Origin of the sequence: Haladaptatus sp. CMAA 1909, from assembly GCF_043952005.1 — an archaeon.
GTDB lineage: Archaea > Halobacteriota > Halobacteria > Halobacteriales > Haladaptataceae > Haladaptatus.
The window spans coordinates 2032517-2053598 of record NZ_JBIOAV010000001.1 but is presented as its reverse complement, the minus strand read 5'-3'; the positions used below and the strand labels follow the sequence as shown (position 1 = coordinate 2053598).

At 63.1% G+C, this 21082-nt stretch carries 22 protein-coding genes; 16 read left to right on the top strand and 6 right to left on the bottom strand.

Annotation, left to right across the window (positions count from 1 at the left end; genetic code table 11):
• Window positions 1–63 precede the first annotated feature (63 nt).
• Window positions 64–1509, top strand: coding sequence for an extracellular solute-binding protein (locus ACGYLY_RS11270; RefSeq protein ID WP_395281524.1), 1446 nt, complete (start codon window positions 64–66; stop codon window positions 1507–1509).
• Window positions 1510–1545: 36 nt separating this feature from the next.
• A complete protein-coding gene (gene mfnA / locus ACGYLY_RS11265) occupies window positions 1546–2604 on the top strand; it encodes a tyrosine decarboxylase MfnA (RefSeq protein ID WP_395281525.1) in 1059 nt (352 codons plus the stop codon).
• 12 nt (window positions 2605–2616) lie between these two features.
• Here mfnA and ACGYLY_RS11260 read toward each other — a convergent pair whose 3' ends face one another.
• Window positions 2617–3192, bottom strand: a complete 576-nt coding sequence (locus tag ACGYLY_RS11260) for an HVO_2922 family protein (protein WP_395281526.1) — start codon at window positions 3190–3192, stop codon at window positions 2617–2619.
• A 50-nt stretch (window positions 3193–3242) separates the two neighbouring features.
• Between ACGYLY_RS11260 and ACGYLY_RS11255 the strand changes: the two genes are divergently transcribed.
• Complete coding sequence (locus tag ACGYLY_RS11255) at window positions 3243–3863, top strand: YqaA family protein (RefSeq protein ID WP_395281527.1); 621 nt, start codon at window positions 3243–3245, stop codon at window positions 3861–3863.
• A 324-nt stretch (window positions 3864–4187) separates the two neighbouring features.
• Window positions 4188–6248 (top strand): methionine--tRNA ligase, encoded by a 2061-nt coding sequence (gene metG, locus ACGYLY_RS11250; protein WP_395281528.1) that lies wholly within the window; start codon window positions 4188–4190, stop codon window positions 6246–6248.
• Between the two features lie 6 nt (window positions 6249–6254).
• On the opposite strand, the gene ACGYLY_RS11245 is transcribed toward metG, so the two are convergent.
• Window positions 6255–6539 carry a GYD domain-containing protein gene (locus ACGYLY_RS11245; RefSeq protein WP_395281529.1) on the bottom strand — a complete coding sequence of 95 codons (285 nt, stop codon included), beginning with the start codon at window positions 6537–6539 and terminating at the stop codon, window positions 6255–6257.
• Window positions 6540–6653: 114 nt separating this feature from the next.
• On the opposite strand from ACGYLY_RS11245, the gene pyk reads away from it, so the two are divergent.
• The 5 genes from pyk (at window position 6654) to ACGYLY_RS11220 (ending at window position 11349) form a co-directional block, all read left to right on the top strand.
• Window positions 6654–8402 (top strand): pyruvate kinase, encoded by a 1749-nt coding sequence (pyk, locus tag ACGYLY_RS11240; protein WP_395281530.1) that lies wholly within the window; start codon window positions 6654–6656, stop codon window positions 8400–8402.
• Between the two features lie 35 nt (window positions 8403–8437).
• On the top strand, window positions 8438–8620 hold the full coding sequence (locus ACGYLY_RS11235) for a hypothetical protein (RefSeq protein ID WP_395281531.1): 183 nt from the start codon (window positions 8438–8440) through the stop codon (window positions 8618–8620).
• A gap of 38 nt (window positions 8621–8658) precedes the next feature.
• On the top strand, window positions 8659–9222 hold the full coding sequence (locus ACGYLY_RS11230) for an NfeD family protein (RefSeq protein WP_395281532.1): 564 nt from the start codon (window positions 8659–8661) through the stop codon (window positions 9220–9222).
• 144 nt (window positions 9223–9366) lie between these two features.
• Complete coding sequence (locus tag ACGYLY_RS11225; protein WP_395281533.1) at window positions 9367–10497, top strand: SPFH domain-containing protein; 1131 nt, start codon at window positions 9367–9369, stop codon at window positions 10495–10497.
• 237 nt (window positions 10498–10734) lie between these two features.
• On the top strand, window positions 10735–11349 hold the full coding sequence (locus ACGYLY_RS11220) for a winged helix-turn-helix transcriptional regulator (RefSeq protein ID WP_395281534.1): 615 nt from the start codon (window positions 10735–10737) through the stop codon (window positions 11347–11349).
• Between the two features lie 119 nt (window positions 11350–11468).
• Here the strand turns inward: ACGYLY_RS11220 and ACGYLY_RS11215 are convergent, their stop codons facing one another.
• Window positions 11469–11708 (bottom strand): hypothetical protein, encoded by a 240-nt coding sequence (locus ACGYLY_RS11215; RefSeq protein WP_395281535.1) that lies wholly within the window; start codon window positions 11706–11708, stop codon window positions 11469–11471.
• A gap of 218 nt (window positions 11709–11926) precedes the next feature.
• On the opposite strand from ACGYLY_RS11215, the gene ACGYLY_RS11210 reads away from it, so the two are divergent.
• A complete protein-coding gene (locus ACGYLY_RS11210; RefSeq protein WP_395281536.1) occupies window positions 11927–13747 on the top strand; it encodes a flippase-like domain-containing protein in 1821 nt (606 codons plus the stop codon).
• Window position 13748: 1 nt separating this feature from the next.
• Here ACGYLY_RS11210 and yjjX read toward each other — a convergent pair whose 3' ends face one another.
• Together yjjX and ACGYLY_RS11200 are read right to left on the bottom strand one after the other, a co-directional pair.
• Window positions 13749–14267: an inosine/xanthosine triphosphatase gene (gene yjjX / locus ACGYLY_RS11205; protein WP_395281537.1), complete on the bottom strand. Its 519-nt coding sequence runs from the start codon at window positions 14265–14267 to the stop codon at window positions 13749–13751.
• A 34-nt stretch (window positions 14268–14301) separates the two neighbouring features.
• A complete protein-coding gene (locus tag ACGYLY_RS11200) occupies window positions 14302–15051 on the bottom strand; it encodes a helical backbone metal receptor (RefSeq protein ID WP_395281538.1) in 750 nt (249 codons plus the stop codon).
• Window positions 15052–15304: 253 nt separating this feature from the next.
• Between ACGYLY_RS11200 and ACGYLY_RS11195 the strand changes: the two genes are divergently transcribed.
• From ACGYLY_RS11195 to ACGYLY_RS11175, 5 genes are all read left to right on the top strand, one after another.
• Window positions 15305–16267, top strand: a complete 963-nt coding sequence (locus ACGYLY_RS11195; RefSeq protein ID WP_395281539.1) for a transcription initiation factor IIB family protein — start codon at window positions 15305–15307, stop codon at window positions 16265–16267.
• 55 nt (window positions 16268–16322) lie between these two features.
• Window positions 16323–17351 carry a DNA-methyltransferase gene (locus ACGYLY_RS11190; RefSeq protein WP_395281540.1) on the top strand — a complete coding sequence of 343 codons (1029 nt, stop codon included), beginning with the start codon at window positions 16323–16325 and terminating at the stop codon, window positions 17349–17351.
• A gap of 29 nt (window positions 17352–17380) precedes the next feature.
• Window positions 17381–18055, top strand: a complete 675-nt coding sequence (locus ACGYLY_RS11185) for a type I 3-dehydroquinate dehydratase (RefSeq protein WP_395281541.1) — start codon at window positions 17381–17383, stop codon at window positions 18053–18055.
• 60 nt (window positions 18056–18115) lie between these two features.
• On the top strand, window positions 18116–18499 hold the full coding sequence (locus ACGYLY_RS11180; protein ID WP_395281543.1) for a hypothetical protein: 384 nt from the start codon (window positions 18116–18118) through the stop codon (window positions 18497–18499).
• Between the two features lie 155 nt (window positions 18500–18654).
• Window positions 18655–19071, top strand: a complete 417-nt coding sequence (locus ACGYLY_RS11175; protein WP_395281544.1) for a hypothetical protein — start codon at window positions 18655–18657, stop codon at window positions 19069–19071.
• Here the strand turns inward: ACGYLY_RS11175 and ACGYLY_RS11170 are convergent.
• Window positions 19058–20227 carry a 3-dehydroquinate synthase II gene (locus ACGYLY_RS11170; protein ID WP_395281545.1) on the bottom strand — a complete coding sequence of 390 codons (1170 nt, stop codon included), beginning with the start codon at window positions 20225–20227 and terminating at the stop codon, window positions 19058–19060. The genes ACGYLY_RS11175 and ACGYLY_RS11170 overlap by 14 nt on opposite strands.
• A gap of 160 nt (window positions 20228–20387) precedes the next feature.
• Here ACGYLY_RS11170 and ACGYLY_RS11165 point away from each other — a divergent pair, with 160 nt between their 5' ends.
• On the top strand, window positions 20388–21059 hold the full coding sequence (locus ACGYLY_RS11165; RefSeq protein ID WP_395281546.1) for an HAD family hydrolase: 672 nt from the start codon (window positions 20388–20390) through the stop codon (window positions 21057–21059).
• The last annotated feature ends 23 nt before the right edge of the window (window positions 21060–21082 follow it).

Sequence of the window (21082 nt, the reverse complement as noted above, 5' to 3'; positions counted from 1 at the left end):
ATCCGTCCGCCTCGACGCGCCACTTTAAGCATATCCGACACCTCCTTTCATGGGGGAATCGAAATGGGGGAGACACACGGAGATAGATACGTTTCGCGCCGCGATATTCTGAAAGCGGTCGGCGCGGCGGGAACCACCGGGGCAGTCGTCGGTGGAACCGCGAGCGCACAGATGGCACCGATAACCGTTCAGTGGGGGGCGGACGCGGATTTGGCTTCCGTCGCCGGACGGCTTCAACAACTCCTATGGGAGGCCGGCCTTCCGCGCAACATCAACGTCGACATCATGGCCGGGACCGAGGAGACGGACATCCGCGAGGAGCAGTACACGCGGTGGCTTTCGGGAAACCTCGCCACCCCGGACATGCTTCTCACGGACAGCGGCTGGACGCTCAACTTCGTCGTCCGGGACCAGCTACTGAATCTCGAACGCCACCTTCCGAAATCGCTGGTGAATCGGGTGAAAAACGGCTACTTCGAGGCGAGCGTTTCCACTGCAACCGGACCGAACGGCGACCTGTACGCGATACCGCTGTATCCCGACTTCGGGGTGATGCTGTACCGAAAGGATCTGGTCGAGAAGGCGGGCTACGACCCCGAGGGGGAGAACTGGGCCGAAAATTCCATCTCGTGGAAGAAGTTCTCCCACGCGACGAAGGACGCGATGGAGAAGTCGGGCGTTCCGTACGGCTTTACGTTCCAAGCCGATCTGTACGAGGGACTGCCCTGTTGTGATTTCAACGAGTTCATGAGTTCGTGGGGCGGTGCGTACTTCGGCGGACGGAAACACCTGTTCGGCCCCATCGGCGAACGCCCGGTGACCATCGCGGACTCGGGCGTCGTGGACTCCGTTCGGATGATTCGAACGTTCATCTGGGGAGGCGACGACCCCGCCGCGCTCGACGGTTATGCCGGAAACATCGCGCCGACGGGCGTCCTCCAGTGGATAGAGGACACCTCGCTCGGACCGTTCACGGCCGGCGACGCCGTGATGCACCGAAACTGGCCGTACGCCATCGCCAGCGCCGGTGCGGAGGGGGTTCTCGGCGACCGACTCGGCGTGATGCCGATTCCGTACGCGGTCAGCGAACGGCGGTCACAGTTCGGAATCGGCGGTTCGACGTCCGCGCTCGGCGGGTGGCACATGGCCGTCAACCCGAACACGGAGAAGTTGGGCGCGGTGACGCAGGTGCTGGAAGCGATGACGGACGAGCGGATTCAACTGATGCTGTTCGAGGAAATCGGAACGCTGCCGCCCGAGGTTCGCGTGCTGGAGTCGAAGGCGGCCAAGCGGATACCCGTCGTCGGACAACACACCGAGACGCTCAGAATCGCCGGCGCGAACGCTATTCCGCGACCTGTCACCGTCGCGTGGACGCAGGAATCGACGCGGACGGCCGAACTCGTCCACGAGGCGTATTCGCAGGACATGCTGCCCGAGTCGGCACTGACACAACTTCGCTCGGAACTCGTGGAGATAGAACAGTACAACCGCGGGGGCGGCGCGTAACGGAACCGATAAACGGGTCGCGTCGAATTCTGGGGTATGCAGGTGGCCGCGAGCCAGTCGTTCCGCCGGGTTCTTTCCTCGATGTGCACCGAACCGCATCCGGCGGCCCGTGACGCCGCCGAACGATTCCTGGCGTCGAATCCAGGCGACCCGACCACGTACCCGACGGTTTCGGCGCTGGAAGACGAGGCAGTTTTACTTCTCGGCGAGATAACCGGCCTGTCGGACCCGCACGGCTACGTCGCGAGCGGCGGAACGGAGGCGAACATTCAGGCGGTTCGTGCCGCACGGAACCTCGCGGGGACGGACGACCCGAACGTCGTCGCGCCGGAGAGCGCTCACTTCAGTTTCCAGAAGGCGGCGGACGTACTCGGCGTCGAACTCCGACTCGGCGCGGTCGACGACGACCGACGTGCGGACCCGGACGCGATGACCGAACTGGTGGACGACGACACCGTTCTCGTGGTCGGAATCGCGGGAACGACCGAATACGGACGTGTGGACCCGATTCCGACGCTGTCGGGAATCGCCCACGACGCCGACGCGCTGTTCCACGTCGACGCCGCGTGGGGCGGTTTCGTCCTCCCCTTCACGGACCACGAATGGAACTTCGAACACGCCGTCGTGGACACCATGGGTATCGACCCGCACAAGATGGGGCAGGCGGCGATACCGGCGGGCGGCTTCTTGGCCCGCGAAAAGCGCGTACTGGATGCCTTGGCCGTCGAAACGCCGTACCTCGAATCGACCTCCCAAGCGACCCTGACGGGAACGCGAAGCGGTGCGGGTGTCGCGAGCGCGTGGGCCGCCATGGACGAACTCTGGGCAGAGGGCTACCGCGAGCAGTACCTCCGCTCACAGGCGAACGCGGAATGGATCGCGGACGCCTTCGACTCCCGCGGCTACGATGTGGTCGACCCGGTGCTCCCGTTGGTCGCAACCGACGTCCCTCGGGAGACGGTCGAAGCCCTACAGGACCGCGGCTGGCGCGTCTCGCCGACCGGGGCGGGCGAACTCCGAATCGTCTGTATGCCCCACGTCACCCGCTCGATGCTGGAGGAGTTCGTCGCGGATTTGGACGCCGTCCCGCGATGATTTCGATTGCGACTACGACTCGCCCGGGGGGTCCGACTCCTCCACCGGCGCGCCGAGCGCGTTCCGCTTGACGCTTTTTATCCCCTTCTTCGCGGCGCGTTTCGACGAGTAGCCCTCGCCGCCGTCGGCGATGATGTTCCCGTTTCGGTGGACGAGTCGCCAGCGCCACTCGCCGCCGTGGTCTTCGTACACCTCGAACGTCGCCTGCGCCGGCGGACGAAGCGCTTCCACGACGCTTCCGTCGTCCTGCGTCACGGCGACGGGCCACGAGTCCGGTTCCGTCCCCTCCTCTCGCATCGGGAGTTCGCCGACGTTCCCTCTGTTCGCCAGTCGGCCGACGAAGGAGGCGACCGACGACCCGTATCGTTCTATCAACTCGGGGCTGAAGTGTTTCTCCAGCAGCGATTCGCCGTCACGGGTGACGGCTATCTCTCGCCCGCTGAGTTCGATGCTTCCGGCCGATTCCTCCCACTCCCCGTCGCGTCGATACTCGACCGTTACCGTCACCGCCGACCCGTCCTCTGCGTACCCAAGACGCGCCTGTAGCGTCGGATGGACCGTAAGGCGGTATTCTCTGTCCGAAGTCACGTTCCTCCCTTCGTCACGGCTTGTCATCAGTCTGTTCGCCATCGAATAACATGTTTCCGAGTCCAATCTCAACCTTTACGTCGGTCGATTACGGAACTATACCCGTGCTCGATAGCCTCGTCCCGTTCGCTGATGTCGTCACCAGCGGCATCGCTCTCCCGTCCTTCGGAGGGCTGACGGACGCCGTCGAACACGCGACGGGGTGGCTCGGTTTGATACTCATCGCCGTCTACTCGTTTCTCATCTCGTTCGTCCTCCCCTTGCCCAGCGAAATCGTTCTCCTCGCGCCGCTCGACCTCGGAATCGGTGAAATCGGACAGCTGTCCCTCATCATCCTCATCAGCGGTCTGGGCAAGGCCGCGGGAAGCGTCTTCGCCTTCCATATCGGACAGGAGGCCAAACAGTCCGGACCCGTCATCCGGGCGCTCCGCCGCTCGAACATCGACATCGTGGAATGGTCGGAACGGAAGACGGTCGGACTCGCCCAAGAGTGGGGGTATCTCGGACTGGCGGGGGCGCTCTGCGTTCCGGGTTTTCCCGATACCATCTCTATCTACGCCTTCTCGATTCTCGAAACCGATTACGTGAAATTCGCGCTGGCGTCGTTCGCCGGGAGCGTCGGCCGACTGGTGTTGGTGACGCTCGTCGGTGCTGGCATCTTGTCGCTGTGACGTGGGTCGAAGGGTTGATTCCGAAGTATCCTCCTCGGACGGGCGAGACTTTATATACGATCACGAACCTATCGCTTGGTATGTGCCGGACGGCCCACCTCACTCGGATGCCTATGCGTAGCCAGCAGTAGCGTCGGGTGAATCCTTCTGGGCCGGTCGTCGGTCGGTATCCGGGGTGAAACCCGTCCGTTCGGAACCTTCGGAGAGCGACCGCTACTCGAACGACTGACACCGATCAAAATCACGCATGACGAGACGAAAACAGGAGACGGAAGGGACAGCGAAATCGGCGGTTTTTACACCCACAGATACGGAGTCGATAGCATGAGTCACGACAAGTATCCCACCGAGGAACCGGCGGTGGTGACGTGCGGACTGCCCTACGCGAACGGGGAGTTGCACATCGGCCACCTCCGAACCTACGTCGGCGGCGACGTCTATTCGCGCGCCCTCGAAACGCTCGGCCAGCGGACGGCGTTCGTTTCGGGGTCCGACATGCACGGCACGCCGGTCGCCGTCAACGCGGAGAAGGAAGGCGTTTCGCCCCGCGAGTTCGCACTCCGTCACCACGAGAAGTACGAAGCGACGTTCCCGCGGTTCAACATCGAGTTCGACAACTACGGGCACACGGACGACGAGACGAACACCGAACTGACCCGGGAAATCGTCCGCAAACTCGACGAGGAGGGGTACATCTACGAGAAGGAGATCAAGGTCGCGTGGGACCCCATCGAGGACGACCCGCTCCCGGACCGCTACGTCGAGGGGACCTGCCCGTACTGCGGTGCCCACGCCCGCGGTGACGAGTGTGACGAGGGTTGCGGACGGCACCTCGAACCCGGCGAAATCGAGGACCCGACGAGCACCCGCACCGGCAACCCGGCGGAGTACCGCGAGCGGACGCACAAGTTCTTCCGCGTTTCGGACCTGCAGGAGTACCTGCAGGGATTCATCGACCGACTCGAAGGGACGAGCAACGCGAAGAACCAGCCCCGCGAGTGGATAGAGGGCGAACTGCAGGACTGGTGTATCTCCCGCGATATGGATTGGGGCATCGACTATCCTGGCGAAGAAGAAGGCACCGAGGACCTCGTGCTCTACGTCTGGGTCGACGCGCCCATCGAATACATCTCCAGCACGAAACAGTACACCGAGCGCGTGGGTGCGGACACCTACGACTGGGAGGAAACGTGGAAGGAGAGCGGTGAAATCGTCCACATCATCGGCCGCGACATCATCCAGCATCACACTGTCTTCTGGCCCGCGATGCTCCACGTGGCAGAGTACAACGAACCGCGCGCCGTCATGGCGAGCGGGTTCGTCAACCTGAACGGCAAGGGCTTCTCGACCAGTCGCAATCGCGCCGTCTGGGCCGACGACTATCTGGACGAGGGATTCGACCCGGACCTCCTGCGCTACTACCTCGCCACCAACGGCGGGTTCCAGCAGGACGTGGACTTCTCGTGGGACCGATTCCAGGAGCGCGTCAACGGCGAACTCGTCGGCACGGTGGGCAACTTCGTCTACCGGAGCCTGCTGTTCGCGTCGCGGAACTACGACGGCGCGCCGGACGCCGAGACGAGCGACGAGGTGCACGAGCGAATCGAGGAGACCATCGAGGAGTTCGAAGCGGCCGTCAACGACTACTCGCTCAAGGACCTCGGCGACGCCGCGACGGCGCTCGCCGCGTTCGGAAACGAGTACATCCAGCGCAACGAACCGTGGAAGCTGACCGACGGGGACCCGGAGCGGGCGGAACAGGTCATCTACGACTGCGTGCAGTTGTCGAAGGCGCTCGCCGTGTTGTTCGAACCGCTCCTGCCCAGCAAGGCCGAATCCCTCTGGACGCAACTCGGCGAGGACGGTTCGGTTCACGACGCCGTCGTCGCGGACGCGCTCGAAGCACCGCGCGGTGACTTCGGCGAACCGGATGAGTTGTTCGCCAAAATCGAGGACGAACGGGTCGAGGAACTGAACGTAACGCTCGAAGAACGTATCGAAGCGGCTACGTCGGACGACGACGAACCCGAGGACGAATCCGTGAGCGACGAAGAACCCATCTCGAACGACCGCATCAGCTTCGACGAATTTCAGGACCTCGACCTCCGCGTCGGCCGCATCGAGTCGGCGGAACCGATCGAGGGTGCCGACGCGCTCCTCCGACTCGAAGTCGATATCGGGAGCGAGACGCGCCAAATCGTCGCCGGCCTCAAACAACTCCACGACGTCGAGGAGTTGCCGGGGACGAAAATCGTCGTCGTCGCCAACCTCGAAAAGGCCGAACTGTTCGGCGTCGAGAGCAACGGCATGGTACTGGCGGCTGGCGAGGAAGCCGACCTGTTGACGACGCACGCCGACGCCGAACCCGGAACGAAGGTCAAGTAACCGAACTTAGAGGTCTTCGACCAATCCCGCGAAATCCTCCATCGGGATGATTTCCATCGTCTGCATGTCGAGGCCGTAGCGTTCGATGCAGAGCGACGCGCGGTACGCCGCATCGCGGTCTTCCGCGTCAATGACGAGGAGGAAGTCGTACTCGCCGAGGATGGCGTACGTCGATTCGAGCGCCGCGTCGTGCGTTTCGAGTTCGTTTCGAACGTCCCCCCAAATCGACGCGAGTTCCTGTACGTTTTGGTAGTCCCGTTCGACGGTGACGAGCGATGCGTACTTCGACATATTTTCCCATTTCGAAAGGTGTACAAATATCCGTTGTGGCCGGAATTCGGTCATCTAAACTCGCCCGCGAGTTAACTGTAGGGTTTTTTTGGTGGCACGCACCAATTGCCGCCCATGAGAAACGCGAAAATCGTCTGTACCCTCGGACCCGCGTCCGATTCCCGGAGTACGGTTCGGGAACTCGCAAACGCCGGAATGACCGTCGCTCGGGTGAACGCGAGCCACGGTTCGCGCGAGGACCGGGCCGAACTCATCGACACGATTCGCCGCGTCGACGAGGCGACCGAAAACCCGCTTTCGGCCATGCTCGACATGCAAGGGCCGGAAATCCGAACCGCCGAAGTGGACGAACCCATCACGCTGGAAACCGGTTCGACCGTCCGATTCGTGGAGGGTGACGACGCAACACCCGAGGAAGTCGGCCTCTCGGTGTCCATCTCGAACGCCGAACCCGGTGACGCCGTCCTTTTGGACGACGGCAGAATCGAGACCGAAGTCGAAGCGGTCGAGGACGATGCCGTCGTCGCACATGTCGTGAGCGGCGGCGAGTTGAGCAGTCGCAAGGGCGTCAACGTTCCCGGCGTCGAACTCGGTCTCAACGTCGTCACCGAGAAGGACCGACAGGACCTCCGTCTCGCGGCGGAAAAAGGGGCGGACTTCGTCGCCGCGAGTTTCGTCCGCGACGCGGACGACGTGTACGAGGTCAGCAAGGTGCTGGAGGAGTTCGGGGCCGACATCCCCATCATCGCCAAAATCGAGCGCCGCGGTGCGGTCGATAACTTGGACGAAATCGTCGACGCGGCCTACGGCGTGATGGTTGCGCGCGGCGACCTCGGCGTCGAATGTCCGATGGAGGACGTGCCGATGATTCAGAAACGAATCATCCGGACGTGCCAGCAAGCCGGGGTTCCGGTCATCACCGCGACGGAGATGCTGGATTCGATGGTTCACTCCCGCAGGCCGACACGGGCCGAAGCGTCGGACGTGGCGAACGCCGTCCTCGACGGGACGGACGCCGTGATGCTCTCGGGCGAGACGGCCATCGGCGAGCATCCGGTTCGCGTCGTGGAGACGATGGACCGAATCGTCCGCGAAGTCGAGGAGAGCAAGGAGTACGCCGAGACGCTCGAACAGCGCGTTCCGACGAGCGACGACACGCGAACCGACGCCATCGCGCGCTCGGCCCGGTATCTCGCCCGCGACATCGGCGCGAGCGCGGTGGTCGCGGCCAGCGAATCCGGATACACCGCGCTGAAGGTGGCGAAGTTCCGCCCGGGCGTCCCTGTCGTGGCGACGACGCCGAACGACCGAGTCCGACGCAAACTCGCCCTCTCGTGGGGTGTCAACTCCCAGTTCACCGACCTCGGCCACAGCGTCGAAACCATCGTGGAGGACGGCGTGCAGGCCGCACTCGACGCCGGCGTCGCGGAGAGCGGCGATACCGTCGTCGTCCTCTCGGGCATGATGAGCGAACTCGACGGGTCGGACACGGCGAACATGCTGAAGGTTCACGTCGCCGCGGAAACCATCGCGACCGGACGCGGCGTGGTTCGCGGCCAAACCGTCGGACCGGTGGCACGCTCCTCGACGGGCGACCTCTCGGAGGTTCCGACGGGCGCGATTCTCGTCCTCGAACCCGACTTCGACGGGGAGTTCACGGGCGAAACCTCCCGTCTCGCCGGTATCGTCGATTCGCGTCCCGGCATGACCGGGTATCCGGCGCTCATCGCGCGCGAACTCGAAATTCCGATGGTAAGCGGCGCACCGCTCGGGCCGTCGGTCAGCGACGGCGACGAAATCACCCTCGACGCGGAACGCGGCGTCGTCTACGAGGGTGACGTTCGCTCGCACGAGCGGCCGTAGCCAGCCTTTTGGTCGCAGGTCGCCTACCCTCTCGTATGTCCGACTGGAAGTACGACGTGGATGACGTTGGAGAGGACGCGGACGACGCATCACCCGACATCTTCGCCGAGGAGGAACCCCTCGAACCGGGGTCGCCCTCGGCCGAAAACGTCCTGTTCGTCCTGCTCGGCGCCCTCACCGTCGTGTACATGTTCCTCCACGTCACCGGAGTCGCCTGACCCACAAACCCTTAATCGCTCGACACCAAGGCCCACCCATGGCTTCGCCCTTCGATTCGCTCGCGCTCCTGCTCGTCCTCGCGGGTGCGGCACTCGCCTTCGCGGAGGCGCTCATCCCGGGCGCACACTTCATCGTCTTGGGCATTGCCCTCCTTCTCACGGGCTTGCTCGCGCTCGTCTTTCCGCCGCTCGCACAACCGTTCGTCCTCGCCTTCCTCGTCCTCGCGTTCGGCGGGTTGGCGTTCTACGGCTACCGTCACTTGGACATCTACGGTGGCAAAGGCTCCGGGCGAACGAAGGACTCCGACTCGCTGAAGGGGACGACGGGCCACGTCACCGAACGGGTGACGCGTTCCGGCGGGCAGGTGAAATTAGACGGTGGCGGATTCAGTCCCTACTTCGCCGCCCGGTCGATGGACGGCGAAATCCCGGAGGGAACGGAAGTGATGGTCATCGACCCCGGCGGCGGCAACGTCGTCACCGTCGAACCGATCGACTTCATCGAGGACGCCATCGACCGCGAGCTCGCGCGTGAACGAGCGGACACGGAAGGGACGAATGCGGACCGGACGAACGCGGAACGCGAAACCGAAGAGTTGTAACGATCCTTTTTCTTCCGTCCTCCGACGCTCATGTCAAACGATACGGGATAAAGTAGCAGAATACTTAACAAGTATCTATCCCAACATCCGGACGTAATGCTGCCTGGAATCCCCCTACAAAGCGTACCCGCCACGGATGGGTTCATGATAGTCGCACTGGTGTTGCTGATGCTGGCTGTCGTGGTCATCTGGCAGGCGGTGGAGATCGTGCAGGCGACCGAAAAGCGCGCGCTGACCGTGTTCGGCGAGTACCGAAAACTCCTCGAACCGGGTATCAACTTCGTGCCGCCGTTCGTCAGCAAGACGTACCGCTTCGACATGCGGACTCAGACGCTCGACGTACCGCGACAGGAAGCCATCACGCGCGACAACTCGCCCGTGACCGCCGACGCCGTCGTCTACATCAAGGTGATGGACGCGAAGAAGGCGTTCCTCGAAGTCGAGGATTACAAACGCGCCGTCTCGAACCTCGCGCAGACGACGCTTCGTGCCGTCCTCGGTGACATGGAACTCGACGACACGCTCAACAAGCGGCAGGAGATCAACGCGAAGATCCGCCGCGAACTCGACGAACCCACGGACGAGTGGGGTATTCGCGTCGAGAGCGTCGAGGTCCGCGAGGTCAACCCGTCCAAGGACGTCCAGCAGGCGATGGAGCAACAGACGAGCGCCGAGCGGAAACGCCGTGCCATGATTCTCGAAGCACAAGGTGAACGCCGCAGTGCAATCGAGAAGGCGGAGGGTGACAAGCAGTCGAACATCATCCGCGCGCAAGGTGAAAAGCAGAGCCAGATTCTCGAAGCGCAGGGTGATGCGGTGTCGACCGTGCTGCGCGCGAAGTCCGCCGAGTCGATGGGCGAACGCGCCGTCATCGAGAAGGGCATGGAGACGCTCCAAGCCATCGGTGAGGGCGAGTCCACGACGTTCGTCCTGCCGCAGGAACTCTCCTCGCTCGTCGGCCGCTACGGCAAACACCTCACCGGCAGCGACGTCGCCATCGACGGCAAGCAGGACTTGGAGAGCCTCGACTTCGATTCCGAGACCCGCGAACTCCTCGGACTCGACGACATCGACGAAATCCTCGGTCAGATAGACGAGGAAGCGGAGATGGACGTCGAAGCGATGGAAAAGGAAGCACAGGCCATCAAGGAGGGCGAGGACAAGGCGAACATCAAGAGCGCGGACGAAGTCATCGAGGAGATGGACGCCGAGATGGAGTCCGCGCAAGGCGAATCGCCGGAGTCGGAGAACGAACTGGAAACGGAAGTCGAATAGCTGCCCTCCCCTGCTTTTCCGGCCGGATTGACGGAGAGTCGTACCGTTTTTCGTCGTAATCGGTCGCGGCGTTTCGCGGTTGTTTTTCGAACCCAGAGGAAACTCCCGAAACCCCGGGGATGAGTTGTTTACTGATACTTCGAGACCTATTGTACCGCTCTCCCCTCTCGGTATCACTCGATTGTAACTGTCTACCAAGCGAAGCTGTTTTACGTTCCCCAGTTGTACGGTGTGTAGATGGTTCAGCCCGGTAACGTCGATGAAAATAAGCGCGCAACGCTCCGCCGCTTCGCGGTTTTGGGAGCAGCGACGCCATTGACGAAGCTCGCCGACGGGGACCGCAGCGGCGAGCGGAGCGAGGCCCGCGATGCGATCGCGGGCTACGTCACGACGACACCGGGCGCTCACTTTTCGAAGGTACGGGACGACCTCCAACTCGGAACCGGCGAGACCCAACACCACTTGCGACAACTCGTCGAACTCGGCGTGGTCGAGAGCCACCGGGACGGCGACTACCGGCGGTTCTTCCCTTCGGGACAGTTCTCCGCCTTCGAACAGGTGGCCTTGAGCTACCTCCGACGCGACACGCCGCGGGGAATGATGATAGAACTGCTTCGCAACCCCGACGCGACCGGCGGCGACCTCGCGACCGCACTCGACGTTTCCCGACCCACGGTGAGCAAGTACGCCGCCGACTTGGACGAAAAGGGGCTCCTCTCGCGTGAAGACGGCTACGCCGTCCGCCACCCTGAAACGCTCATCACTTTATTGGTTCGGTACGCCGACTCGTTCGACGCGAACGCCGAGGAGTTCGCGGCCGAGGCCGCGAATCTGATATCGTTCGACCCCTGAAATCGGTCGTTTCCTTCCCCCGTTCTCGACATGTCTGTTTGAATCAGATTCGTTTCCGAAGGGTGAAAATAGACGACAGTAGCCGAACCGACGCCCCCGACTGGAACGACGCACCGTTCCTATGCGCTGACTTTCCACGTCGTGGAGGAGGAGTATCCCCACTTTTCGACTTCGACATCGAAGTTCCCGTCCGCGATGGCGGTCATGTTCGTACCGACTTCCTTCGCGGTGAGGCCGAGTTCGTCGCCGATGAGTCGGGATTTGAAGTAGGTTTTTGTCGCCCCGTTTTCACGAAGGTAGCGGAGGATACGCTGTTGTTTGTCAGTAAGCGTAGTCGTGCCAGCAGTGGTGGTGCTCATACCTCTACAGTGGGAGGATACGACCTTAGTGGGTTTGGTACGAGCGGTTAACATCGCTCCGTCGTGTGTTTTCTCCCGCTGATTGTGTGAAAATAATACCTCCCATGGGGGTGGTTGGTACGGTTGGTTAACGCCGGGTTGTACGAAGACGTGTCCGTCAAATCGTGACAGACGTGGCCCAGAAGCTACTTACGGTGCGAGGGTGAGACAGTTTCATAATGAGCGGTGGTCCTGTAGAGGTGAGTGTCGTCCTCCCGTCGTACAATGAGGAGGCGACAATCGAGAACACCGTCGAGACGACTCTCGACACATTGGAATCGTTCCTCCCTCCGGATAGTTTCGAAGTTATCGTTGCCGAAGACGGCTGTGACGACCGAACGCCGGAAATCGCAGACCAAATGGCGGAGCGGGACAGTCGCGTCCGTCACTTTCACAGCGATGAACGATTGGGGCGGGGGGGTGCATTGAATCGGGCGTTCGAGTCCGCGAACGGGGAGACGCTGGTCTACTTCGATACGGACTTGGCGACGGACATGAACCATCTGGAGGAGTTGGTCGAGAGCGTTCGCTCCGGCGACTACGACTTCGCCACCGGTTCGCGTTGGATGCCGGAAAACGTCGCCGACCGACCGGCGAAACGTGACGTTGCTAGTCGCGGGTTCAACGGGTTGACACGACTGTTCCTTCAGTCCGACCTGCGGGACCACCAGTGTGGGTTCAAGGCGTTCGACCGAACCGCCCTGTTCGACGTGCTCGAAGGCGTCGAGGACAACCACTGGTTCTGGGACACAGAAGTCCTCGTCCGCGCACAGCGCAAGGGGTACAAAATCAAGGAGTTCTCCGTGGACTGGACGCCGAAGGGGGACACGAAGGTGGACCTCGTTCGGGACGTGTTCGGGATGGGGAGCCAAATCGGTCGCTGTTGGTGGGAGTTCACCGTCGAACCACGTATCACCCGCGGCGTGTCCATCTCCGTCGGTGTCCTACTGACCATCATCGCCGTCGCGTTGATGGGCAAGTACCTCCCGCTCGGGAAGGTTCTCAATCAGATGGAGAGCGCGAACCTCGCGCTCGTCGGTATCGCGGCCGTGATTTACGTCTTCTCGTGGCCGCTTCGCGGTGCCCGTTACAAGAACATCCTCGAAGAACTCGGCTTCACGGAGAGCGTCGGGTTCCTCACGGGCGCGATATTCATCAGCCAGACTGGGAACCTCGTGTTCCCCGCACGACTCGGCGACGGTGTACGTGCCTACGTGATGAAGGCTCGACGCAACATCCCGTACCCGTCCGGATTCGCGTCGCTCGCGGTCGAGCGCGTCTTCGATCTGCTCACGATAACCGTCCTCGCGGGTGTCGTCCTCATCGGGTTGACCGTGACGGGACAGGCGGCGGACATCGTACAGGCCGTTACGGGCGCAAAACACGCCGAGGCCGCACGAACCGCGGTCTACGTCGCGGCAGGCGTCGGTGTCGCTGCCATCGCAGCGGTCGGCGTCATCGTCGCCAGCGCACGCTCCGACAGCAACCTCGTCCGCTCGCTCATGACGAAGATCAGTTCGGATTCGTACGCGAACCACGTCGCGGGTATCGTGGAGCGGTTCACCGGTGACGTCCAGACGGTGGCGAGCGACCGGGCGGCCTTCGCCCGCGTCGGCGCGAGCAGCCTCGCCATCTGGTCGCTCGACGTGCTGACGGCCATCCTCGTCCTGGTGGCGTTCCCGTCGGTGTCGCTCGACCCGATCACGCTGGTCGCCATCGGCTTCTTCGCGGTGAGCGTCGGGAACCTCGCCAAGGTTCTCCCGCTCTCGCCCGGTGGTGTCGGACTGTACGAGGCCGCGTTCACGGTCTTCGTCGCGGGACTGACGCCGATTTCGTGGGAAGTGGCTCTCGGAGCCGCCATCCTCGACCACGCGGTGAAGAACATCGTCACGCTCGTCGGCGGCGTCGGTTCGATGTTCTCGCTCAACGTCTCGCTTACCCAAGCGGTCGAGGAGGGACGCGACGTGTCCGTCGAGGAACCCGCCTCGCTCGACGACTAGACTAGTAAAAATCGGTGACGAACGGGGCGAGCGCCCCGGCGACTGCACTTTCCAACGCTTCCTGTCGGTCGATGACTCCGTCCGTGAGCGCGCCCGCCGCGCCCTGCTTTTTGGCCACGTCGTCCTCCCCGAGAACGTCGTCCATCACCGGCCCTAGCTCCTCGCCGTCCCAGATTCTGCGGGTGACGGATTCGGGGAGACGGAGCCGCGGTCCCGCACCGCGGCCGGTCGTCTCGCCATCGGTCACGGCCGCCCACATGATTAGATAGAGCCCGTCGGTTCCGGGCACTTCGGCGACGCCGCCTTCCAGTCCGACGCCGAGTTCGTAGCCGTTCCCCGACTCCACGACGCGTCGAGCGCGGTTTTCCGCGCCCGCTATCGTCTCCGGTTCACCGAACGGCTGTTCCGCGACGCCCGATTCGACGTCCACGGACTCGACTCGCGCATCGAACCGCCCGTCGAGGGCGGACCTCACCGCGGCTACCTTCACCGGATTTCCGCTGCCAACGCCCACGTGCATGGTGGCCCTCTCTTCCGTTCCGACTTGGGGGTTGCTACTCGAACGCGTCCGGATGGAGCGTACGCGCCATCGCCTCGATGCCGTCAAGGAGTCGCGGACTCGGCTGGTTCAGCAAGGAGTCGTCGAGGACGTGAACGGAACCGGTTTCGATGGCGGGAACGTCCCAGTCGCGACGGAGGACGGCGTCGGGGTCGCTTCGCTCGCCCCGGCCGCAGACGTGTAGAAAGACGTGTTCCGGTTCGGCCTCCTCGACGGTTTCCGCCGCTACTTCGCGGGACCGTTCGCCCGCCGGGAGGAACGGGTACTCGCCACCCGCGGCGCGAACCGCGTCGGGGACCCAGTTTCCGGCGGCCGTCGGCGGGGAGGACCACTCCTCGCAGTAGACGACCGGTTCGGGTCGTCCCTCGACACGTCGTCGAACGCGCTCGATTCGGCTTCGAGCGCGTGACGCGAGTTCGTCCCCGTCGTCCGCCTTTCCGACCGCGCGTCCGACCGCGGCGAACGATTCGACGACCTCCGGGAGCGTTTCCGGTTCGACGTGGACGACGCGATTGCCGCGGTCACGGAGTTCGTCGCGCAGGTCCGCCTGCAACGAGTCGGTCGTGAGAACGAGGTCCGGGTCGCACTCCTCGACCGCGTCGAAATCCGGGTTCAGCCAGCCGCCGACCGCGGGAACGTCGAGCGGGCAATGATGGGTGACGCCGACGAGTCGGTCGATAGCATCGAGTTCACGGCAGATTTCGGTCGCGCTGGGTGCGAGGGAGACGACCCGGTTCGTTGCCATTGGTCGCGGTTCGATCCGAACCCGGTTAACGTTTCGTTACCGTGTCGAAATCCACTCTTAAATATTTCGATCGGTTGACGCTGGACGGCTATTTCACGCCGTGTGTGAGTGTTTCACGAACTCATTGCGTCTCAAAAACGAATTGTTTAAGTACCTTTCGTCCTAACGACGTGTTAAGACTAGCGGCACCCGGGTTTTTCAGGATTCACCTGCCCGGTAGCCGACGCGCTCTCCCCCAGAGGAGGTATTGCACATGCAAAACACGACTATCCGAACGAGAAGCGAAGAGAAGGAAGTAGAGAAAAGCGGACAGAAGGGTCAAACCTGCCCCGAATGCAGCGGTAAGCTCATCGCCGACTCCGGCCACGGCGAAACCATCTGTGAGGACTGCGGCCTCGTCGTCGAGGTGGACAACGTGGACCGCGGTCCGGAGTGGCGCGCGTTCGACGCGAAGGAGAAAAACGAGAAGTCCCGCGTCGGTGCCCCGACGACGAACACGATGCACGACAAGGGTCTGTCGACCAACATCGACTGGCGGAACAAGGACGCCTACGGCAACTCGCTCGGCAGTCGCCAGCGCGAGAAGATGCAGCGCCTCCGCAAGTGGAACGAGCGCTTCCGCACCCGCGACAGCAAGGAGCGCAACCTCAAGCAGGCGTTGGGTGAAATTGACCGCATGGCGAGCGCGCTCGGCCTGCCGGACAACGTCCGGGAGATGGCCAGCGTCATCTACCGCCGTGCGCTGAACGAGGACCTCCTGCCGGGGCGCTCCATCGAGGGTGTCTCGACGTCCTGTGTGTACGCTGCCGCGCGGCAGGCCGGCGTCCCGCGCAGTCTGGACGAAATCACCGAGGTCAGCCGCGTCGATAAAAGCGAAGTCGCGCGCACCTATCGCTACGTCGTCCGCGAACTCAGCCTCGAAGTCAAACCCGCCGACCCCGAGAGCTACGTCCCGCGCTTCGCGTCCGGCCTCGAACTCTCCGACGAGGCGGAACACCGCGCTCGCGAACTCCTCCGAAACGCGAAAGAACAGGGCGTCCACAGCGGCAAGTCGCCGGTCGGACTCGCCGCGGCCGCCGTCTACGCCGCCGCGCTCCTGACCAACGAGAAGACGACGCAGGCGGAAGTCAGCGACGTGGCCGACATCAGCGAGGTCACGATTCGCAATCGGTACCACGAACTCCTCGAAGCCGAGGAAGGAACCGTCGCGCTGTAAACGAGTTTGAAAAGAGGTTTTTATGTTGCGCCGATAGCTTCAGAAAGCTACCGCAATGGAAACCGAGCACGAGATTCACGTCGGTGACGCGCGCGACAGTTCGCTTCCCGACGATTCGATAGACCTCGTCGTCACGTCTCCCCCGTATCCGATGATAGAGATGTGGGACGACCTGTTCGCCGAGTCGAACCCCGAAATCGGGTCGGCGCTGGCGGCGGGCGACGGCGACACGGCGTTCGAGTTGATGCACGACGAACTCGACGCCGTGTGGGCCGAACTCGTCCGCGTCCTGAAACCCGGCGGCATTGCGGTGATAAACGTCGGCGACGCGACCCGCAAGGTGGACGGTACGTTTCAATCGTTTCCGAACCACGCCCGCGTACTCCGTCACCTCCGCGACCGCGGTCTGAATCCGCTTCCCGACATCCTCTGGCGAAAGCCCTCGAATCGCCTGACGAAGTTCATGGGATCGGGAATGCTGCCGCCGAACGCCTACGCCGCCCTCGAACACGAGTACCTCCTCGTCTTCCGAAACGGCGACACTCGCGGGTTCGAACCCGGTGTCGACCATCGCTACGAGTCGGCGTACTTCTGGGAGGAGCGAAACCAGTGGTTCTCCGACCTCTGGACGAACGTTCGCGGCGAGGAACAACTCCTCGACCACGGCGACCTCCGCGAGCGCTCGGCGGCGTTTCCCCTTGAACTGCCGTACCGCCTCATCTCGATGTTTTCCGTCCACGGTGACACTGTTCTGGACCCGTTTTGGGGTACCGGAACCACGTCGCTCGCCGCGATGATTGCCGGTCGCGATTCCGTGGGCTACGAACTGGAAGCCGACTTCGCCGAACTGTTCGCGGAGCGCGTCGAGGCCGCACCGGAACTCTCGCGAACCGTCGTCGGTCGGCGACTGGATGACCACCGGGAGTTCGTCGAAGGGTACGACGGTGCCCTCAAATACGACGCCACGAACTACGATTTCCCGGTCAAGACGTCCCAAGAGCGCGATATACTATTCTACGACGTGACGGACGTGACGCGCGACGGGGCGCACTTTTTCGTCACTCACGAGCCCCATTCCGAGTAGCCTTTTATTCGCCGGGTCGAAGTCGGCGTATGGACTTCGATTCCTTTTCGCTCGCGGTGAGTACGGCCGACCTCACCGACGAACCCCGCGCCCGTGAACACGCCGATATCGTCGAATTCCGCATGGACCTCGCCGACGACCCGCTTTCGGCGCTCGCCTCCTACGACGGGGAACTTCCCATTCTCGCCACGAACCGCGCCGAGTGGGAAGGTGGCGAAGCGACCGGCGACGAGCGACTCGACGCCCTCCGCGAAGCGGTCGACCATCCGGCGGTGGGCGCAATCGATCTCGAATTGGAGACGCTGTTCACCGCGCCCGGCGGGGAACTCGCCGAGCACGCCCGCGAGAACGACGTGCTCGTCGTCGCTTCGGTTCACGACTTCGAGGAGACGCCACCGCAGCAGCGGATGCGCGAACTCCTCGAAAACTGCACGGACCACGCCGACGTAGGCAAACTCGCCGTCACCGCCCAGTCCGAATCCGACGTCCTCGACCTGTTCCGCGTCACGAACCTCCTCACGGAGCGCGGGAAAACCGTCGCGACGATGGCCATGGGCGAAGTCGGCCGTCACTCGCGCGCCGTCGCTCCGCTGTACGGGTCGAAAATCGGCTACGCGCCCCTCGACCCCGCCGACGCGACGGCTCCGGGTCAGTACGACGTCGCCACGCTCTCGCGACTTATCGGCGAGCTTCGCGGTGAATAACCGCAATTCCAGAGCAGTCGCACCGGAAAATACATGCCACAATGGATAATATATTGTCATATGGTCCCATCCAAATCAGATGACCGACGCCGGTCACATCTCCGCGCCGCAGTTACGACCGTCTGCGGACTCGGCACCCTCCTCGGCGCTGCCACCTTCGTCCCACCATCGGTTCTTGGTGCCCTCTTCCTCGTCGTTGCTGTCGGCACTGCTGTCGCCGAGCGCCGATACACGACCCGCTATCGGGGTACTCTTTCGCTTCCCACCGCTGCGATGGGTACGACGGTTCTCCTGTGGGATATCCTCGCTCGTCCTTCGGCCCCGGGCTATGCACTCGGCGGCCTCCTCTTCATCGTCTTCGGCCTCGCGAACGCGTTCGGGTTGAGCGCCGTGTCCCGCAGTTTCCGCGAGTTGGGCGAAGCGACCGGGCGAGTGCTCCGTTAAATCGAATCCGTTCGAAGCGGTCGTTTCCGGATTTTCATCCCGAACCGTTCTCGATACCGACCGTTTGCCGTCGATTTACGGCTCGCTCACGTCGTTCGTCCGGTAAAACACCGTATCGGAAGGGTTTAACACGTTCCACCAGCTATCAACGACTAGTGACACGGAAGAAAAAACGCCCGTGGTTCGCGGCCCTGTGCGCGCTCATCTACCCGGGAGCGGGCCATCTCTACCTTCGGGAGTGGCTTCGCGCGTTTCTCTGGTTCGGGTTCGCGTTCCTGACCGCCTACCTGTTCATCCCGCCCGAAGTCGTTCAGGCGGTCGAGAGCAGCGGATGGTCCGGATACGTGCAGGCGAGCCAAAACCTCCACTGGGAACAGTCCCTCCCCGTTCTGTTCGTCTCGCTGTGTAACATCCTCGACGCCTACTGGTCCGCGGTTCGAAACAATCGCGCCGTCCAAGACGCCGCCGAGGGGACGACACGCTGTCCACACTGCGGGAGAAAGGTGGACAACGACCTCGACTTCTGTCAGTGGTGTACGTCGCCGCTCGAAACGGACGCTACTGCTCAATAATACTCTCTTCGACGCTCTCGCCGAAGTGCCGAGCACCGCCTTCGAGGAACAGTTTCACCTCGTCGCCGACTTCGATGTCCGTCACCGCTTTTCGTCCGTCCGGCGTGGCGACTTTGATGGTTTCGGCGTTCTGCAAAAGCGTCTCCACGCGGTCCCCGTCGGCCGTCTCGACTTCGAGGCGGAACATCGGCCGTTTCTCTATTTTCACCCGACCGACGATGGCTTCCCGCGTCTTGCCGTCGGTATCGACCACCTGTACCTCGTCGCCGCTCTGGAGTTCCGCGAGGTATTTCGTCCCGCCGTCGGGTGTGCGAACGTAGGCGTGGACCGCCCCCGCATTCACCCGGAAGGGTCGTGACGCGACGTACGGGGACTCCGCCGTCTCCGCGTGGACGAAAAAGAGGCCGCGCGACATCGACCCGACGAGCATGCCCTCGTCGTGTTCCATCAGCGACCCGGTATCGACACAGACGCGATCCGCGCTGCCGGTCTGTTCGATGGTGAGGACTTCGCCCCACTCCAAGTCCAGCGTTTCGCGTTCTGTGGCGTCACGAACCTCCACGGTGGAGCGGATTTCGTCCGGATCGTCGCTGTCGAGCAGGACGGCGTCCGCGCCGAGTTCCAGCGTCTCGAACGCGGTTCGTGCCTCCTCCGCGTTCGTCACGCCCGCCACGAGATCCGTCTCCTCGCCGATCCGTGCGATGAGGTTTTCCAGCGGGATGATGGTCCAGTCCTCGCCGACCACGATGGTGTACTCCGCGTCGTCCGCCGCCGTCTCGGCGAACGCTTCGTACTCCTCGCTGAGGATGCGAACGTAGGCACCCTCGGCCTCGTCCTCCCGTCGGAGCGTCGAGAGGTCGGCGGACCCGGAGAAATCGGACGGGAGGTCCACCGTCCCGTCACCTTCTCCGTTCTTCCCGACGATTCGGGCGTCGGCACGTCCGCTCTCGTTCTCTTCGGCGTCGAAGACGTGGACGTCGCCCTCGGAGCGAAACGCCGCGACGTTCACCTCGCCGAGTTCTCGGACGCGCTCTACGTCGCCATCGTCCACCAAAATCCAGTCCACACCGGCTTCCAAACCGGCCGTGATTCGTTTGCGTCGGGTATCCCAGTCGCCGACCGAGGAGTCGGCCTTCAACCATACGGAGCGTGTCATGCTGAATCGCTCGTAGGCCCACGGCTTGAACGTGGCGGAATCCGCAACTTCTCTGTACTCCCCGTCGACGAAGTACCCCGCTCGTCGGCGGATTCCGCTCGCGTACCTCGCGTCGACGAACGCGGTACCTTTTTTGATCCCCCTCGAATACCGCTAGCGAATGACCGATTTCGATGCGGTTCTCTTCGACCTCGACTCCACGCTCTGTGTCTCCGACCAGAACGAGGAGGCTCTCATCGCGGACGCGTTCGAGCGGGTTCCAGTCGAGCAGTACTGCACGCTGGACGACATCATCGCGGCGGTGGACGGGATTCCGATAGCGGAAACGTCACACGAGTTCTACGAGTTCTGTTTCGCCGCCGCAGCGCGGGAAGCGGGCGTCGAGGAACATCACGCCTCGGTCCTCGCCACGGCGTACGAGGCGTGTCTCGACCACTCGGCGGTTTCGTTCCGCCCCGGTGCCGAGGCGGCGTTGGAGGCCGCGAGCGGGGAGAAACTCGGGCTCGTGACGAACGGGGACGAGGCGACACAGAGTACCAAACTCGACGCGTTGGGTATCGCCGACGTCTTCGATACGCTCGTCTTCGTGGACCCGAGAAACGGCGTCCCGCCGAAACCCGACACGGCACCGTTCGAGAAGGCGCTGACCGAGCTCGGCGCGACACCCGATGATGCGCTTCATGTCGGCGACTCGTTACGAGCGGACGTCGCCGGTGCGAACGCCCTCGGCATCGATTCCGTCTGGGTGCCGAACGAGGAGCGAGTCACCGACTCCGCACCCGAACCGACGTACACGCTTTCGTCGCTCGCGGAATTTCCGAGTCTCCTCTAACAAAGAAAGGTGCGAATAACGAG

Excerpts from the sequence above, each read along its gene's own strand:
- ACGYLY_RS11195 (WP_395281539.1), top strand. The coding sequence starts at position 15,305 with ATGCAAAACACGACTATCCGAACGAGAAGCGAAGAGAAGGAAGTAGAG.
- ACGYLY_RS11220 (WP_395281534.1), top strand. The coding sequence starts at position 10,735 with ATGGTTCAGCCCGGTAACGTCGATGAAAATAAGCGCGCAACGCTCCGC.
- ACGYLY_RS11215 (WP_395281535.1), bottom strand. The coding sequence starts at position 11,708 with ATGAGCACCACCACTGCTGGCACGACTACGCTTACTGACAAACAACAG.
- ACGYLY_RS11230 (WP_395281532.1), top strand. The coding sequence starts at position 8,659 with ATGGCTTCGCCCTTCGATTCGCTCGCGCTCCTGCTCGTCCTCGCGGGT.
- yjjX (WP_395281537.1), bottom strand. The coding sequence starts at position 14,267 with ATGCACGTGGGCGTTGGCAGCGGAAATCCGGTGAAGGTAGCCGCGGTG.
- ACGYLY_RS11235 (WP_395281531.1), top strand. The coding sequence starts at position 8,438 with ATGTCCGACTGGAAGTACGACGTGGATGACGTTGGAGAGGACGCGGAC.
- ACGYLY_RS11245 (WP_395281529.1), bottom strand. The coding sequence starts at position 6,539 with ATGTCGAAGTACGCATCGCTCGTCACCGTCGAACGGGACTACCAAAAC.
- mfnA (WP_395281525.1), top strand. The coding sequence starts at position 1,546 with ATGCAGGTGGCCGCGAGCCAGTCGTTCCGCCGGGTTCTTTCCTCGATG.
- ACGYLY_RS11165 (WP_395281546.1), top strand. The coding sequence starts at position 20,388 with ATGACCGATTTCGATGCGGTTCTCTTCGACCTCGACTCCACGCTCTGT.
- ACGYLY_RS11200 (WP_395281538.1), bottom strand. The coding sequence starts at position 15,051 with ATGGCAACGAACCGGGTCGTCTCCCTCGCACCCAGCGCGACCGAAATC.
- ACGYLY_RS11185 (WP_395281541.1), top strand. The coding sequence starts at position 17,381 with ATGGACTTCGATTCCTTTTCGCTCGCGGTGAGTACGGCCGACCTCACC.
- metG (WP_395281528.1), top strand. The coding sequence starts at position 4,188 with ATGAGTCACGACAAGTATCCCACCGAGGAACCGGCGGTGGTGACGTGC.
- ACGYLY_RS11170 (WP_395281545.1), bottom strand. The coding sequence starts at position 20,227 with ATGACACGCTCCGTATGGTTGAAGGCCGACTCCTCGGTCGGCGACTGG.
- ACGYLY_RS11225 (WP_395281533.1), top strand. The coding sequence starts at position 9,367 with ATGATAGTCGCACTGGTGTTGCTGATGCTGGCTGTCGTGGTCATCTGG.
- pyk (WP_395281530.1), top strand. The coding sequence starts at position 6,654 with ATGAGAAACGCGAAAATCGTCTGTACCCTCGGACCCGCGTCCGATTCC.
- ACGYLY_RS11255 (WP_395281527.1), top strand. The coding sequence starts at position 3,243 with ATGTTTCCGAGTCCAATCTCAACCTTTACGTCGGTCGATTACGGAACT.
- ACGYLY_RS11210 (WP_395281536.1), top strand. The coding sequence starts at position 11,927 with ATGAGCGGTGGTCCTGTAGAGGTGAGTGTCGTCCTCCCGTCGTACAAT.
- ACGYLY_RS11190 (WP_395281540.1), top strand. The coding sequence starts at position 16,323 with ATGGAAACCGAGCACGAGATTCACGTCGGTGACGCGCGCGACAGTTCG.
- ACGYLY_RS11270 (WP_395281524.1), top strand. The coding sequence starts at position 64 with ATGGGGGAGACACACGGAGATAGATACGTTTCGCGCCGCGATATTCTG.
- ACGYLY_RS11180 (WP_395281543.1), top strand. The coding sequence starts at position 18,116 with ATGGTCCCATCCAAATCAGATGACCGACGCCGGTCACATCTCCGCGCC.